The sequence below is a fragment of the Kitasatospora sp. NPDC056076 genome (assembly GCF_042266305.1).
Taxonomy (GTDB): domain Bacteria; phylum Actinomycetota; class Actinomycetes; order Streptomycetales; family Streptomycetaceae; genus Kitasatospora.
In genome coordinates this window covers 124,293-140,037 of the sequence record NZ_JBHJWG010000009.1, presented here as the reverse complement: position 1 = coordinate 140,037, position 15,745 = coordinate 124,293, and the positions used below count along the sequence as shown (strand labels likewise).

Annotated in this window: 14 protein-coding genes; 8 read left to right on the top strand and 6 right to left on the bottom strand. The window is 74.8% G+C overall.

Annotated features, from left to right (window positions below; genetic code table 11):
• Positions 1-24: 24 nt before the first annotated feature.
• The 3 genes from ACFC1T_RS10380 to ACFC1T_RS10370 form a co-directional block, all read right to left on the bottom strand.
• The gene (locus tag ACFC1T_RS10380) at positions 25-591 is read right to left on the bottom strand and encodes an NUDIX hydrolase (protein WP_375886204.1); all 567 of its coding nucleotides are present in this window, start codon (positions 589-591) and stop codon (positions 25-27) included.
• A 185-nt stretch (positions 592-776) separates the two neighbouring features.
• Entirely contained in the window at positions 777-1,415 is a 639-nt protein-coding gene (locus ACFC1T_RS10375; RefSeq protein WP_375886101.1) for a DsbA family protein, read from the bottom strand.
• A gap of 68 nt (positions 1,416-1,483) precedes the next feature.
• Positions 1,484-3,055, bottom strand: a complete 1,572-nt coding sequence (locus ACFC1T_RS10370; RefSeq protein WP_375886098.1) for an alpha/beta hydrolase — start codon at positions 3,053-3,055, stop codon at positions 1,484-1,486.
• A gap of 362 nt (positions 3,056-3,417) precedes the next feature.
• Between ACFC1T_RS10370 and ACFC1T_RS10365 the strand changes: the two genes are divergently transcribed.
• From ACFC1T_RS10365 to ACFC1T_RS10355, 3 genes are all read left to right on the top strand, one after another.
• Positions 3,418-4,152 carry an NUDIX domain-containing protein gene (locus ACFC1T_RS10365; protein ID WP_375886095.1) on the top strand — a complete coding sequence of 245 codons (735 nt, stop codon included), beginning with the start codon at positions 3,418-3,420 and terminating at the stop codon, positions 4,150-4,152.
• Between the two features lie 150 nt (positions 4,153-4,302).
• Positions 4,303-4,701 (top strand): PadR family transcriptional regulator, encoded by a 399-nt coding sequence (locus ACFC1T_RS10360; protein WP_375886093.1) that lies wholly within the window; start codon positions 4,303-4,305, stop codon positions 4,699-4,701.
• Entirely contained in the window at positions 4,698-5,297 is a 600-nt protein-coding gene (locus ACFC1T_RS10355; protein WP_375886090.1) for a hypothetical protein, read from the top strand. The genes ACFC1T_RS10360 and ACFC1T_RS10355 overlap by 4 nt, the downstream gene beginning before the upstream one ends.
• Before the next feature lie 285 nt (positions 5,298-5,582).
• Here ACFC1T_RS10355 and ACFC1T_RS10350 read toward each other — a convergent pair whose 3' ends face one another.
• Together ACFC1T_RS10350 and ACFC1T_RS10345 are read right to left on the bottom strand one after the other, a co-directional pair.
• Complete coding sequence (locus tag ACFC1T_RS10350) at positions 5,583-6,260, bottom strand: DUF6461 domain-containing protein (protein ID WP_375886087.1); 678 nt, start codon at positions 6,258-6,260, stop codon at positions 5,583-5,585.
• A gap of 438 nt (positions 6,261-6,698) precedes the next feature.
• On the bottom strand, positions 6,699-8,210 hold the full coding sequence (locus ACFC1T_RS10345) for a purine-cytosine permease family protein (RefSeq protein ID WP_375886085.1): 1,512 nt from the start codon (positions 8,208-8,210) through the stop codon (positions 6,699-6,701).
• Positions 8,211-8,281: 71 nt separating this feature from the next.
• Between ACFC1T_RS10345 and ACFC1T_RS10340 the strand changes: the two genes are divergently transcribed.
• The 5 genes from ACFC1T_RS10340 to ACFC1T_RS10320 all read left to right on the top strand — a co-directional run bounded on the left by ACFC1T_RS10340 (position 8,282) and on the right by ACFC1T_RS10320 (position 14,676).
• Entirely contained in the window at positions 8,282-8,968 is a 687-nt protein-coding gene (locus tag ACFC1T_RS10340) for a TetR/AcrR family transcriptional regulator (RefSeq protein ID WP_375886082.1), read from the top strand.
• 54 nt (positions 8,969-9,022) lie between these two features.
• Entirely contained in the window at positions 9,023-10,720 is a 1,698-nt protein-coding gene (locus ACFC1T_RS10335) for an amidohydrolase (RefSeq protein WP_375886079.1), read from the top strand.
• Between the two features lie 271 nt (positions 10,721-10,991).
• Complete coding sequence (locus ACFC1T_RS10330) at positions 10,992-12,389, top strand: erythromycin esterase family protein (RefSeq protein WP_375886076.1); 1,398 nt, start codon at positions 10,992-10,994, stop codon at positions 12,387-12,389.
• 144 nt (positions 12,390-12,533) lie between these two features.
• Positions 12,534-13,313 carry a hypothetical protein gene (locus ACFC1T_RS10325; protein ID WP_375886073.1) on the top strand — a complete coding sequence of 260 codons (780 nt, stop codon included), beginning with the start codon at positions 12,534-12,536 and terminating at the stop codon, positions 13,311-13,313.
• Positions 13,314-13,467: 154 nt separating this feature from the next.
• The gene (locus ACFC1T_RS10320) at positions 13,468-14,676 is read left to right on the top strand and encodes an MFS transporter (RefSeq protein WP_375886071.1); all 1,209 of its coding nucleotides are present in this window, start codon (positions 13,468-13,470) and stop codon (positions 14,674-14,676) included.
• A gap of 86 nt (positions 14,677-14,762) precedes the next feature.
• Here ACFC1T_RS10320 and ACFC1T_RS10315 read toward each other — a convergent pair whose 3' ends face one another.
• Entirely contained in the window at positions 14,763-15,731 is a 969-nt protein-coding gene (locus ACFC1T_RS10315; protein ID WP_375886068.1) for an alpha/beta hydrolase, read from the bottom strand.
• Between the last annotated feature and the right edge of the window lie 14 nt (positions 15,732-15,745).

The following is a 15,745-nucleotide window of genomic DNA, read 5'->3' as shown; positions in this document are numbered from 1 at the left end:
CCGCCTCTCGGGCGCCGCCGGGCCTCAGCCGGGCCCCGGCTCGGCGCCCACCCCTCCATGGTCGACCCCTCCGGCCCCGGACGGGAGCCCGAGCAGGTACCGGCGGAACGCCACCTGCCCGTCCGGCACGAACGGCCACCGCCGTACGGCGCCGGCCAGCTCGGGCAGGGTCAGCCAGCCGTACCGGGCGATCGCGGCCGGATCGACCGCGTCGGGGTCGATCAGGTCCGGCGGCAGCACGGCCTCGTGCACGCCCAGCCAGTACGGGGCGATCGCGCCCCGGCAGAGGAAGGTGAACCGGTGGCGCACCGGCACGCTCACCCCGAGCTCCTCCGCCAGCTCCCGCCGCGCCCCGGCGGCGTACGACTCCCCCACCCGCAGTGCGCCGCCCAGCATCACGTCGTGGCACCCGCCGAAGCGGCCGGCGCCGTCCGGGCGGCGGTGCACCAGCACCCGGCCGGACGGATCGCGGCAGACGGTGGTGGCGACCCGGTGCAGCCAGCCGCGGCGGATCGCCTCGCCGCGTTCGACCACGCCGAGCACCCGGTCGTGCTCGTCGACCCGCTCGACCAGTTCGCCCGGCCCGACCAGTTCGCCCGGCTCAACCGGCCCAACCGGCCCGACCTGTTCGACCTGCCTGCTCGGCCGGCCCGACTCGAACGGCCCGCGCGGATCCGTGGTCACGCCGCCCACCCCCGTCCCGAAGCCTGCCCCGTGGCGGTGGCGGGGCGGCGATCGCCGGTCATCGGAAGGCGCCGGTCAGGAGAATGCGCCGGTCAGGAGAAGTCGAGCGACCCGGTCCGGGTCCGCTTGAGCTCGAAGAACTTCGGGTAGCCGGCCAGCAGCCGGACGCCCTCGAAGACCCGCAGCGCGTCCTCGCCGCGCGGGATCGCGCTCAGCACCGGGCCGAAGAAGGCCGTGCCGTCCACGTGGATGGTCGGGGTGCCGACCTCCTCGCCGACCGGGTCCATGCCCTCGTGGTGGCTCTTGCGCAGCGCGATGTCGTACGCGGTGCTGTTGGCCGCCTCGGCGAGCTCCTCGGGCAGTCCGGCGGCGACCAGGGCCTCGCGGATGACCGTGTCGTCGGCCTCCCGGTCCTGGTCGTGGAAGCGGGTGCCGAGCTCGGTGTACAGGTCGCGCAGCACGTGCTCGCCGTGCTGTTCGGCGGCGGCGATGCAGACCCGGACCGGGCCCCAGCCGGTGGTCATCAGGCGCTGGTAGCGCTCCGGCAGGTCGGTGCGGCCCTCGTTGAGCACGGACAGGCTCATCACCCGGAAGGTGAGGTCGAGTTCACGCTGGCGGGCGACCTCCAGGATCCAGCGCGAGGTGATCCAGGCGAAGGGGCAGACGGGGTCGAAGTAGAAGTCGACCTTGGGGACGGCGGTGGCGGCGTTCTCGTTCGCTTGCGTGTTCACACGGATGATCTTAGGGGCCGATTGGACCATTCCGCAGGGCCAATCGAATACTGCCGCAGTGGGCCACTTCAGCTGCAGGTCGTCCCGTCCGCAGGCACCGTACCGTCCAGCAGGTAGGCGTCGACAGTCTTCTTCAAGCACGGGTTTCCGGTGTTGTAGCCGCCGTGGCCCTCGCCGTTGAGCGTGACGGTGACGCCGACGCCCGCGCCCAGCTGCTGGGCCATGGTCCGGGCTCCCTCGACCGGGGTGGCCGGGTCCCCGGTGGTGCCGACCACCAGGATCGGGGCGGCGCCCGGGGCGGCGACCTCCGGGTGGTCGGCCTTGCCCGGGACGGGCCAGCCGGTGCAGCCGGTCAGGCCCCAGGCGGTGAAGGCGCCGAAGACCGGGGAGGCGGCGCGGAACTGCGGCAGCTGCTGCTCCACGTCCTGGTCGGAGTAGCGCTGCCGGGCGTCGACGCAACTGATCGCCCGGTTGGCCGCGTTGAGGTTGTTGTAGTGGCCCTGCGGGTCGCGTCCGTTCAGCGAGTCGGCGAGCTGGAGCAGGGTGTCGCCGGTGCCCGCCTGCATCGCCTCGGTGAGCCCGGAGGCCAGCGCGGGCCAGGTCTGCTGGCTGTACAGCGCGCCGGCGATGCCGGTGACGGCCAGGCCCTCGGTCAGCTTCCGTCCGCTGCTGGTGGGCAGCGGCGACCCGGCGAGCTTCTGCAGCAGGTCGGTGATCCGCGCGGTGCCCTCGGCGCCGCCGCCACCGGTCGGGCAGGCGGCCGCGTCCTGGGTGGCGCAGGCCTTCATGAAGTCGTCGAGGGCGAGTTGGAAGCCCTGGGCCTGGCCGAGCGCGCTCTGCTCCGGGTCCTTCGTCGGGTCGACCACCGAGTCCAGCACGACCCGGCCGACCTCCTGCGGGAACAGGTGGGCGTAGACGCCGCCGAGCTGGGTGCCGTAGCTGATGCCGAAGTAGGAGAGCTTCTGGTCGCCGAGCACCTGGCGCATCAGGTCGAGGTCCCGGGCCGCGCTCTCGGTGTCCACGTAGGGCAGCACCGGGCCGGAGTTGTGCTCGCAGGCGGCGGCGAACTGGGCGTTGCTGTCGTCCAGGGCCTTGACCTCGGCGGGGGTCTCCGGGGTGCTGTCGACGGCGGCGTTGACGTCCGCCGCCCGGTCGTCCAGGCACTTCACCCCGGCGCTGTCGCCGACCCCGCGCGGGTCGAAACTCACCAGGTCGTAGCGGGTGTTGAGGGAGGCGTAGGCGGCGGCCAGGGCGGGCAGGGTGGCCACCCCGGAGGCGCCGGGGCCGCCGAAGTTGAACAGCAGCGAGCCGAGCCGGTGCTGCTCGTCCTTGGCCTTGGTGCGGATCAGCGCCAGGTCGATGGTGCCGCCGTCGGGTTTGGCGTGGTCCAGCGGGGCCTTGAGGGTGGCGCACTCCCAGTCGCTCGCGGGCGCGGTGCCGCCGCCCTGCGCGGCGCTCGGGGCCGGGCAGGCCCGCCAGTCCAGCCGCTGGGCGGCCGGGCCGCCGCTGCTCGCGCCGGTGACCGGGGAGGTGGGCGCGGGCTCGGCGACGGACGGGCCGCCGCCCTGGCAACCGGAGACGGGCGCGAGCAGCAGCGCGGCCAGGCCGAGCGCGCCGGCGCCGCGGACGACGGAGTGCATGGGGCGGTCCACCTCTCGGGTTGGCCGGGCGGTACTGCCGGGTGCACCGGCGCGTGGCAGGACGGCGTACGCCTGGTGCGTCGGGGAAGCGTGCATCGGGGAGGCGTGCGCCCCGGCGCCCGGCACCGTCGGCGCACCACAGACCCTAGGGGCCCGCGTACGGCGACGCCCGTCGGAGTCTCCGGACGGGGGGCGTGCGCCGGACGGGCTGCCATCGGCCGACCGGGTGAGGGGCGGCGGGTGCGCTGCCCGGGTGCGGTGCGGGCACACCGCGGGTACGCCGCAAGCAGCCCGGGAGTCCGGCGCCGCGGCACGGCACGGCACGGCGCGGACCGCGGGGCACCGTCGAAACGGAGGGCGCATTGAGCACCGACAGCGATTTCGTCAGCGTGGACGTCTACATCACCACCGGCCGGCAGGAGGTCCTGCTCCAACTGCGCGACGACCGGCCGGACATCCCGTGGCCCGCCCACTGGGTGGTCCCCGGCGGCCACCGCGAGCCCGGCGAGACGCCGTACCGCACGGCGGTGCGCGAACTGCGCGAGGAGACCGGGCTGGACGTGCCCGGGCTGCTCCCCTTCCACCCGGTCCTGGCCGCCTCCGACCCGGAGGGCCGACGGCACCGCGCCTTCCACGCCCTGGTCGACGTCGACCCGGCGGAGCTGGTCCTCGGGGAGGGCCAGGAGCTGCGACTGGTCCCCTTCGCCGAGGCCCAGCGGATGAAGCTGCCGCCCGCGCTCAAGGGCTACCTGCGGCAGTTGGAGGCGCGGCTGGCGGTCGGGCGGACGCCGGAGTGGGCGGTGGTCGACGACATCCACCGCCACCTGTCCGACCACCGGTCGACCATCGGACTGCCGCTGCTGCCCCTCCAGGTGGTGAAGATCCAGGAGGAGGCCGGGGAGGTCGCCGAGGCCCTGCTCGGCGTGCTCGGCGCCAACCCGCGCAAGGGCGTCAGCCACACCGTGGCCGAGCTGCAGGGCGAGCTGTGCGACGTGATCACCGCGGCCATGGTCGCGCTGCGGGACACCACGGCGGACCCGGGCGCCGTCCTGGCCGCGCACCTGGCCGGCTGGCGGCCGGTGCGGCGGGAGGGGTAGCGCGTCCGCGGGTCGCGCGCTTCCCGCGGCGCTTCCGGTTCGGGCCCTGGCGCTCGGACCCGGAGGGCGGAACCCGGTGCTCGGCCCGGGTTCCTCCATCCGGGCGCCGCCCCTGGCCGGTACCTTGCTTCGCCTGCTATCTTGCATTGCATGGTACCTGGCATCGCAAGCACCGACGGCGGCGACGAGCCCGGCGCGGTCGACGGCCCGGTCGACGGCCCGGTCGCGACCCAGCTGCGCAAGGGCGTCCTGGAGTACTGCGTCCTCGCGCTGCTGCGCGACGGCCCGCGCTACGGGGTCGAGCTGCTCCAGGAACTCGGCCGCCACCCGATGCTGGCGACCAGCCAGGGCACCATCTACCCGCTGCTGTCCCGGCTGCGCCGCGCCGGGCTCGCCGACACCTTCCTGCGCGACTCGGCCAGTGGCCCGTCCCGCCGGTACTACACCCTCACCGAGGCGGGGGAGAGCGCGCTGGCGGAGTTCACCGCGCTCTGGCCCGCCTTCCGCGCCACCATCGACCACGTCCTCGCCCCGGGAGAGCACCCGTGAACAACCCCGTCGACCACCCCCTGGTCCGCGCTCACCTCGACGCCGTCGCCCGCGGCACCGCCACCCTGCCGCCCGAGCGCCGCCGCGAACTGCTGGCCGACCTGCGGGAGCACATCGAGGTCTCGCTCACCGACGTCCCGCTCGACGACGACGCCGTCCGCTCCGTCCTGGCGCAGCTCGGCACCCCCCGGCAGATCGCCGACGCCGCCCTCGCCGAGGAGGGGCAGACGCCGCCCACCCCGGAGTCGACCCGCTGGACCAGCGTCACCCTCGCGCTGGCCGTCCTCGCCCTGCCGGTCTCGCTGGTCCCGGTCGCCGGGCCCGTGCTCGGCTTCGCCGCGGCCGTCGTCGCGGCCGTCCGGGTGACCAGGTCCCGTCAGTGGACGCGCCGGGAGAAGCGGCAGGCCGCCGTGCTCATGGTCTCCCCGCTGCTGCTCGTCCCCGCGATCTCGATGGCGTTCGCGCTGCTCCCCACGGGCCTCACCTCCACCTCCCTGCTCACCGCCTGCGCCCTGGGGTTCTGCCCGAGCCCGATCGCCGCGCTCCGGCTGTCCCGCGCGGCCGCCCGCGTGCGGACGGCGGCCCTTCCCGCCTGAGACGGGGCACCGGCCGCCGGCCCTGGCCTACCCCCGCTCGACGTGCGTCCAACCAGCGAGTAGGCCGATCGGCACCCCTGCAAGGAAGTTGCGCTCGGCGGAACCTCCCGATCGGCACATGTGCGGGCGGCCGGCGGCGAGCGAGGATGACGGCCATCGGGGCCCCGCCGGTGGGGCCCCGGGAGGGAGCCCGCCATGACCGTCATGACCGCCATCACCACCGCCGCCGTCAGCACCGTCACCGTCGCGCCGCTGTCGTTCCCGCCGGCGTCCCCGCCGCCGGGCTCAGTGCAGTTCCAGCCCCGGCCTGCCGCGCACCACGTACGCCGGCAGCCGTACCTCGCCCAGGACGGCCCGGGGCAGGCGCAGTCCGAAGCGCCGCCCGACCGCGCTGAGGGTTCGCCGCCGGGCTCCGGCGGCGGGCGCCCGCCCGGGCGTGCAGGAGGTGACGCCGTCCGCCTCCAGGACGTTCGCGGCGATCAGCTCCGGTACGAGCAGATCGGGCTGCCGGCCCCAGCGCCACCGCTCCTCCCCCAGCCCGAAGCCGCACAGCACGGCGCCGTCCCGGGCGTAGTCGAGCAGGGCGGGCGGCTGTTCCGGCATCGGCCGGAAGTGCACCACCTCCACGCCCTCGCGCGCTATCTCGGTGAGCAGTTCGCCGCCGGTGGAGTCCCCGTACTCGATCGCGAAGGACCAACCGTCCGCCTCGCCGACCCGGATCACGCCGTCGCCGTCGTCACCGGGCCGGTAGACCTCGATGTCCAGGTCCCAGATCTCCCGCCCGCTGATCGGCCCGGTGGCCGCAGCCGGGTCGGCCCCCATCCGGCGGGCGAGTTCCTCCGGCGGGATCCCACGGGCGAACACCACTCCGCTGACCTCGCCACCGGCATCCGCCAACCACTGGATGCCCTCACCGTCCTGCTCCTCGGCCCCGCGCGAACCCTCACCGACGACGCCGATCATGACGCCCCTCCCCTCGCGCCGGCCCTGAAATGGCCAGGCGCAGCCGGTCCGCACCCTAACCGAGATCGCCGACAGCCAACGCCGATCGGCCGGGCGGAGAGGCAGCCCGGCGGAGTAACTCAGCTAGGGCGCACCACCGTTCGCCCAGCACCCCCCTCGGTTCGCCCTGACCGGGACGGTCGAAGTAACCTCCGAGCCCCTCGCCCGCCTCCGGACCGCCGCGCCCTTCCCCATGCTCCGCAACGGCACCATCGACGAACCTCGGCCCACCACCTCGACCTGAGCCACCGAGACGGAACGGAGGACGACCGGGCAAGGCCGACGCGGGAAGTCGGACCTGCCGACTTCCCGCGCGACGTACCGACGGACCGCCCACCGAACCGCTGTGGCTCCGGCGGCGGCTGCGGCGCAGACCGTACAGGCCCGACCGCCCCGACCTCAGGCCTGCCCCCGCGACACCACCCGTCGCATCAGCAGGGCGTAGACCACGGCGGCGACCGCGATCCCGGCCGGGAGGGCCAGGTCCACGCCGGTCAGCGCCGCGATCGGGCCGGTGTAGAGCGTGTCGACACAGAGGGCCGAGGCTGTCACGCCTGCCAACAGGGCAAGCGCACCGGCCGGGTTGACGCCGGCGCGGTACCAGAACGGGCTGCCCGGCGACTCGTCGGTCAGTGCCCGCCCGTCGTAGCGGTTGCGGCGCAGCAGGATGTCCACGGCATAGATGGCGGTGCTGGGGCCGAGGAGGACGACGGTCAGCTGGAGCACGTTGCTGACCGTGTCCAGGAAGTTGGAGACCAGCAGGGCGTAGAGGGTCAGCGCGACGGCGACCGTGCCGTCCACCAGCACGCTGAGCGTGCGGCGGATGCGGATGCCGACGGCCTGGAGGGCGAGGCCGGCGCTGTACGCGGTGAGGGCGTTGACGGCGACGGTGCCGATGACCAGTGAGAGGAGGAAGACCGGGTTGAACCAGCCGGGCAGGATCGTCCGGAGCGCCGCCTGGGGGTCGGTCATGTCGACGGCGGTGGCCCCGAGCACGCCCAGTCCGCCGACGACGACACTGGGCAGGAAGCCGCCGAGGGCGGTCCAACCGAGCACGGCACGCGGGGAGGTGTCGGCCGGCAGGTAGCGGGAGAAGTCGGCGCTGATGGTGTACGAGAGCGGCCCGGAGGCGATCAGGGTGACGCCGGCCAGGACGGCCGCCCACGTCCCGCTGCCGCTGAGCGGCTGCGGCTGGCTCCAGCCGAAGTCGGCGTGCCGGAGGATCGCGTACCCGACGACGGCGAAGGCGGCGGCGAGGACGAGGGTGATCGGCAGGTACAGCCGCACGATCACAGCGTGCCCGTACACGCTGATGGTCAGCGTGACCACCACGATCGCGATCACGATGGCGATCTTGATCGGGGTGTCCGGGGTGATCCCGACCTGCTCGGCGAGGGAGAACGCCGCGACGGCGGCCGCCGCGAGGTTCAGTGCGAAGTAGCAGACGGAGATCATCCAGCCGGTGACGGCGTTGTTCACCCGGTTGCCCCGGACGCCGTACAGCGCCCGCGTGATCACCTCGCTGGGCGCACCGGCGGCCGGTCCGGAGACGGCCAGCAGTCCGGTGCCCAGCCAGAACAGGTTGCCGACCACCACCACCGCGAAGGCCTGCCACAGGCTGAGGCCGCTCAGCACCAGGGCGCCGCCGACCACCAGATTGAGGTAGTTGACGCTGGCCGCCGCCCAGACCGCGAAGAGTTCGCGGGCGCGGCCCCTCCGTTCCGTCTCGGGGATGTGGTCGATGCCGTGGACCTCGACCCGCCCGGCCGCCCGATCCTGTGAGGGCTGCGCGGACTGGCCGGACTGGCCGATCTGGCTGAGCTGTACGGACTTCGGGGACTGCGCGGGCTGCGGGAGCGGTGGTCCGATGGGGGAGTCGGACTGGGGGTGGTCCGGGAGCGTGGACGCCATTGGGGGCCCTCCGTGGGGGTGTCGTGCCCACCTGCTTGCTTATTGGTCGCACACTCAATAGCATCCGGCACATGACGTCAAGCGTTCAGCGCAAACGGATCCGGAAGTCCCCCGACGACCGCCGCGCGGAGATCGTCGAGGCTGCGGCCACCGTCGCCCTCACCGAGGGCCTGGAGTGCATCACCCTGCGCCGGATCGCCGAGCAGCTCGACGTCAGACCCGGTCTGATCAGCCACTACTTCCCGGCCGTGGAGGACTTGGTCGCCGAGGCCTTCGGCAGCGCCGCCACCGCCGAACTGGAGTCACTGCTGCCCGCCGACCCGCCGGACGGCCGCTCGCTCAACCACCTCGCCCGCTTCTTCGCCCGCACCACCGGCCCGGCGTACGACGACATGAGCCGGCTCTGGCTCAACGCCCGCCACCTCAGCCGCTACCGGCCCGTCCTGCGCGAGCGCGTGCTCGGCCAGGAGTCGCTGTGGCGCGGCCGGCTCACCGGCGTCGTCCGAGCGGGCGTCGAGCGGGGCGAGTTCCGCGCCGAGGACCCGGGCCTCACCGCCGTCCGGATCCTGGTGGTGATCGACGGCCTCGCCTCCCATGCCAACACCGGTCTGGGCAACCACCCCTCGGCCGTCATCCGACTGGCGGCCGCCACCGCCGAACGCGAACTCGGCCTGGCGGAAGGCTCACTGGCCCTCGCCACCGAGCCGGAATCCCCCACCGCCGCCGAGCCCGGATCCCGCACCGAAGAGCAGTCCTGACCCCGTTCCCCCCTCCCCCTCCCTCCCCCACCCCGCACCACCGCTGGAGTCGACGTGCGCACCTCCCTGGTCCTCCTCTCCGCCCGCCTGCTCGACCCCGCGTCCGGCGGCTTCCTCCCGCAGAGCGCGCTCGCCGTGGTCGACGGCCGGATCGCCGCCCTGGGCGACGACCGGACGATCCGCGAACTCGCCGACGCCGCAACGACGGTGATCGACCTCAAGGGCGCCGTGGTCACCCCCGGCCTGGTCGACGGCCACCTCCACCCGGTCACCGGCGCCGAGCTCACCCACGGCCTGGACCTCTCCGGCTGCACCGACCTGCCGTCCGTCCGCGCCGCCCTCGCCGCCGAGGTCGAGGGCCTCGGCCCGGGCGCCTGGCTGCACGCCTGGGGGCTGGACCCGAACGTCTTCGGCGACCGCCCGGTCGAGTCCGCCGCCCTGGCCCCCGTCCTCGACGGCGTCCCCGCGCTGCTCCAGCTCTTCGACGCCCACTCCATGATCGCCAGCCCGCGCGCCCTTGAGCTGGCCGGCGTGGACGGTCCGCGCACCTTCGCCCAGGCCGCCGAGGTGGTCTGCGACGCCGCCGGCCGTCCCACCGGCCTGCTGCTGGAGGACGCGGCCTGCGAACTGGTCGAACGCGCCGCCCCCCGGCCCACCCGCACCGAGCGCCGTGAGCGCCTGGCCGCCGCCCTGCGCGCCATGGCCGCGAACGGCCTCACCGGCGGACACGCAATGGACGCGGGCGGCGACAGCCTCGCCCTCTACGCCGAGCTCGACGAGGCGGGCGACCTGCCACTGCGCCTGCGGGTCGCCCCCTGGTGCCAGCCCGGCGTGGACCGGGACGGGCTCGACGAACTGGTCGAACTCCAGAGCCGCAGCGGGAAATTGTGGCAGGTGGACGGCGTCAAGCTGTTCATGGACGGCACGATCGACAACGGCACCGCCTGGCTGGAACGCCCGGACTGCCACGGCGAGTCCACCCACGCCTTCTGGCCCGACCCGTCGCACTACACCCAGGTGATCGGGCAGCTGCACCGGGCCGGCGTACCGACGGCCACCCACGCCATCGGCGACGCCGCCGTCCGCCACGCCCTCGACGCCGTCGAGCAGGCCACCGCGACGGCCGGCACCGCGACCACCGCCCCGACCGCCACCGCGACCATCCCGGCCACCCCGGCCCCGGGAGCAGCCGCCCGAACCGCCCCCGTCCGGCACCGGATCGAGCACATCGAGACCGTCCCGGACGAGGTGGTGCGCCGCTTCGCCGAGCTGGGCGTGATCGCCTCCATGCAGCCCACCCACTGCTGCGACTTCACCCGCGCCGACCACACCGACAACTGGTCCCGCCGCCTGGGCGAGGAGCGCGCCGACCGGGCCTGGCGCTGCCGCGACCTGTGGGACGCGGGCGCCACCGTCGTCCTCGGCTCCGACTGGCCGATCGCCCCCTACCCGCCGCTGGGCGTCATGGCGGGGGCCCGCCACCGCCGCCCCACCCGCGACCTCGGCCAGCCCCCGCACAACCCCCGCCAGGCCCTCACCGCCCTGGAGGCGCTGCGCGCGATGACCGTCAACCCGGCCTTCGCGGCGGGCGAGGAGCAGGTGGCGGGCCGGATCGCGGTCGGCCACCGGGCCGACCTCACCGTCCTCGCCGCCGACCCGCTCACCACCCCCGCCACCGAGCTCGCCGAGGTCCCGGTCCTGCTCACCGTCCTGGACGGCCGCCCCACCCACCGCGCCGACCGGCTCTGCTGACCCCAAGCACCCCAAGCGCCCCAAGCACCCAGCGCACCCGGAGCAGGGCGTGCCCGACGCCCTCCCACCGCCTACCAGCCGCCCGCCCATCCGTCCAGGTGGCCCCAGGGGAACCGTCCAGGTGCCCCCAAGGGGCCCGGGTGGGTGGGGGCTGCCCCCCGAAGAACCTGGCGGCCCTCCCCAGCGCGCCCGACCCCCTCCTCGGCGGAGGATTCTCTCACCGGCCCACACCGCCGGACGAGTTGAAACGACAAGCCGTGGAGTAGCCATCATGACCGTGACCCGGACCCCGATCGACCGACGGACCCTGCTGACCGCCACCACGGCGACGGCGACGGCCGCCCTGCTCATCCCGGCGACGGCCGCCACCGCCACCGCAGCCGCGGCCGGCACCGCTGCCGCCGGCCCGACGGCCTCCCGGCCGGTCCCGGAGACCGCGGCGGTCTCCGCCGAACTCGACCGGATCGCCCACCCGTTGCGCTCCACCGAGCCCGACGCCCCGGCCGCCGGGCTGCGGGCGCTGGGCGCGATGATCGGTGACGCCCGGGTGGTCGGCCTGGGCGAGGCCACCCACGGCTCCCACGAGTTCTTCACCATGAAGCACCGGGTGTTCCGCTACCTGGTCGAGGAGAAGGGCTTCACCACCTTCGCCCTGGAGGCCAGTTGGTCGGCGGGCCTGCTGATCGACGCGTTCGTGCAGGGCCAGGGCGACGGCGACGCCCGTACGCTGGTCCGCCGGGTGATGGCCGGATCGCCCTGGCAGCGGCGCGAGTTCGCCGACCTCATCAGCTGGATGCGGGCGTACAACCGGAGCGGCCCTCAGCACCCGGTCCACTTCGTGGGTACCGACCTCGGCTTCCCCGGGATCGGCGAGCAGCCCTTCTCCGAGGTCACCGCCTACCTGCGGAAGGCCGCCCCCGCCTCGCTGTCGAGCGTCGAGCAGTCCTACGCCGCCCTGCGCCCGTTCACCGACGCCATCGGCTACATCAGCCGCACCCCGCTGCCCGAGCGCCGGCGCAACGCGGACCTGGCGCAGCAGGCGCTGGACCTGGTCGCCGCCGCCGGCCGGGACGGCGACGCGGACTACGAGTGGGCCGTCCAGCACGCCCGCAACATCGCCCGGACCTTCGCCTTCACCACCATGCAGGTCGACGACAGCGGCTCCGTCGTCGCCGCCCAGGTGCTCCGCGACCGGGCGATGGCCGACAACACCCTGTGGTGGCAGCGCCGCCACGGCGGCAAGGTGCTGCTCTCCGCGCACAACGGCCACGTCGGCTACCGGGCCAGCGACCCGGTCCTCTACCCCACGCCGCAGGGCGCCCACCTGCGCGAGGCACTCGGCGCCGGCTACGTCGGCATCGGCTTCACCTTCGGCAGCGGCTCCTTCCTCACCGAGGCCGACCCCTTCGCCGACGACTGGCGCAGCACCACCGTGCCGCCGGCCACCCTCGGCATGAACGAGTACCTCCTCGACCGGGTCCGCCCCCGCGACTACTACCTCGACCTGCGCCAGGCCCCGCCTGCCGCCCGTACCTGGCTGGACACCGCCCGCCCCACCTACGACGCCGGCACGACCTTCACCAGCACGCCGCTGCCCACCCTCGCCCTCGGCGGCAGCTACGACGTGCTGATCCACCTCCACCGGGTCCGCGCGGCCGACAAGCTCTGAGCGCCCCCTCTCCCCCGGCCTCAGCCCGCGGCGCGCACCAACCGTTCCGCTGCGGAGGCGGTCTGACATGATCGACCCCCCATCGTTCCCGGCGGCCCCACCCGACCGGGGGCGACTCGACGGCGAGGAACAGCGGAACCGGTCATGAGCAGCAGGAACAGGTCGGCCCGCACCTCCCGGCAGTCCCGCACCTCCCGGCAATCCGGCACCGCCCGACAGTCCGCCACCGCCCGGCAATCCGCGACCACCCGACAGTCCGCCACCGCCCAGCAATCCGCGACCGCCCGACAGTCCGCCACCGCCCGACAGTCCGCCACCACCCGGCAATCCGCGACCGCCCGACAGTCCGCCACCGCCCTGCGGCAACCGCAGAGCCGGGGCGCGGGTTTCCTGGCCCTGCTCGTCCTCGGTGCAGCGGCCGTCGCCCTCGGCCTCCTGGGCGGCCGGGCCGCCGGCACCGCCTTCGCCTACGCGGCCCGCCTCAGCGGCCGACCGGGCGAGCTGACCGTGGAGCGCTGCTGGGGCGACAACCCGGCGAAGCCCGGGCTGATCACCTCCTGCGCCGGCGCGTTCCGCTCCGACGACGGCCGAACGGTGGTCGAGGGCTCGCCGATCGACGGCGCCCACCACCTCGGCGCCGTCCTGCCCGTCGAGTACGGCGATGGCGGCTCCCACAGCACGGGCCTCGCCTACGCGACCGGCGACCTGGCCGGACTGCTCGCCGTGATCCCGGTCGCCGCGTTCGGCCTCTGGCTGCTCTGCCTGGCCGTCGGCACCCTGCCGACCGGCGGCCGGCTCCCGGCCGGGCTGTTCCCGCAGCACAACAAGGCGGTGCGCCGACTCCTGTGGGCCGGCCTCGGCTGCCTGCTGGCGGCCGGCGTCTGCCTGCTGGTCGGTGTCGTCGGCTGGGCCGCGACGCCCTGACCCGGCCCACGCGCGGTCGGCCGACGGGCCGACGGCGGTGCCGGGAGGCCTCGGAGGTGCCACCGTCCAGGTGCCGGGCGGGCGTACGGCCGGTCGGCCCAGTGCGCGCCCGTACGCCGTGGGCCCGTACGGCCCGGGTGCCTATCGTGGGTTGGTGACTGATCATCGGACTGCCGGTCCCGTCGTCTCCCCGGTGGGCTACCTGCTGGCCGCCTTCGCCTTCGCGGTCTGCATGACCGGGACCACCCTGCCCACCCCGCTGTACGGGCTCTACCAGGAGCGGATCGGCTTCTCCGAACTGACGGTGACGGTGGTGTTCGCCGTGTACGCCTTCGGGGTGATCGGGGTGCTGCTGCTGGTCGGCAACGTGTCCGACGCCGTCGGGCGCCGGCCCGTGCTGGTGTTCGGGCTGGTCGGCGCGGCCTGCAGCGCCGTCGTGTTCCTGGCCGCGGACAGCGTGCTGCTGCTCTGCCTGGGGCGGCTGCTGTCGGGGCTGTCGGCGGGGGTGTTCACCGGCACCGCCACGGCGTACGTGCTGGAGCTGGCACCGCCGGGCCGCCGGGGACGGGCGGGCTTCGTCGCGACGGCCGCCAACATGGGCGGCCTGGGCTGCGGCCCGCTGGTGGCGGGGCTGCTCTCCCAGTACGCGCCGTACCCCTTGGTGCTGCCCTTCGTGGCGCACCTGGTGCTGCTCGCCGCCGCCTTCGGCGTGCTGCTGCGGCTGCCGGAGACGGTGGTCGGCGCCCGTCCGCTGCGCACCGCCCGACCGGTCCGGCCCAGCCTGCCGCCGGAGGTGCGGCGGGTGTTCGTGCCGGCCGGGATCGCGGCCTTCGCCGGGTTCTCCCTGCTGGGGCTGTTCACCTCGGTCGCCCCGGCCTTCCTCGCCGAGGGGCTGGACGTGCACAACCGTGCGGCGGTCGGCCTGATCGTCTCGTCGGCCTTCCTGGCCTCGACCCTCGGTCAGCTGCTCGTCCCCCGGCTGGGCACGGCGCGGGCCGTACCGCTGGGCTGCCTGGTGCTGATCGCCGGTCTGGCGCTGCTGGCGGGTTCGCTGGCGTGGGCCGTCCTGGCGCTGCTGGTGTCGGCCGCGCTGGTGGGCGGCGCCGGGCAGGGCATGGGGCTGCGCGGCGCGGTGGGCGAGGTCGCCGCCGCGAGCCCGGCGGAGCACCGCGGCGGGGCGCTCTCGGCCCTCTTCGTGGTCGGCTACTTCGGCATCTCGATCCCGGTGATCGGCGTCGGGCTGCTCACCGGGCCGCTCGGGCTGGCCCACGCCGGTCTGGTGTTCGCCGCCTGCATGGGCCTGCTGGCCGCCGCCTCCGGCGCCTACCTGCTGCGCCTGGCGCGGGCCGGCGCCGCGGTCTGACCCCTAGCCTGACCCCGGCCCCGACCCCGACCCCGACCCGCGCCTGCTCAGCCCCGGCCCGCGCCTACGCCGCCAGGGCTCCGCGCCTACTCCACCGAGGTCCCCGCAGCGGTTCCGGCCCGCCCGGCCCGGAGCCGCTGGCGCAGGAAGAGGGCGGCGCGGTCGAGGGCCTCGTCCGCCTCGTCGAGGACGCCGGCGAAGGCCTGGAACACGTGCGGCACGTCGGCGGTGACGTCGAGGATGACGTCCACGCCCGCCTCGCGCGCCCGCGCGGCGAGGCGGGTGGAGTCGTCCAGCAGCAGTTCGTTGGCGCCGACCTGGATCAGCATCGGGGGGAACCCGGTCAGGTCGGCGTGCAGGACCGGGCTGAGCAGCGGCTGCCGCGGGTCGGCCCCGCCGAGGTACATGGCTCCGGTGCGGTCGAGTGCGGCGCGGGTGAAGATCGGGTCGATGCCCTCCTTGGTCCGGATGCTCTCGCCGCTCCGGGTGGCGTCGAGGCCCGGGGAGAGGACCAGTACGGCGGCGGGCAGCGGCAGGCCCGCGTCCCGGGCGGCGAGGCAGGTGGTGACGGCGAGTCCGCCGCCGGCGGAGTCGCCCGCGAGGACGATGGCGGCCGGGTCCCCGCCGCGGTCGAGGAGGGCCCGGTAGGCGCTCAGGCAGTCCTCGACGGCGGCCGGGAAGGGGTGCTCGGGGGCCAGCCGGTAGTCCGGTGAGTACGCCTCGACCCCGGTCCTGGCCACCAGGTTCCCGGTCAGCGAGAGGGCGGTCTCGGGGGAGCCGAAGACCCAGCCGCCGCCGTGGAAGTACAGGATCGTCGCGTCCGTCCCGCCTTCCGGAGCACGATCCGAACCGTCCCCCTCCGGGCCCTCTGGCCGGACCCGTAGGGCCGGTCGGCCGCCGAGGGTCGTCGGCTCGGTGCGGATGGCGTCGTGGGGCACGATCATCCCCGCCATCAGGGCCCGGAAGCCGGCCCTGATCTCCTCCACCGACCGGGGCCCGGTGGGCGCCGGCTGCCGCAGCATCGCGTCGACCCGGCTGCGCTGTTCCCTGCTCATGGCACACTCCTGGC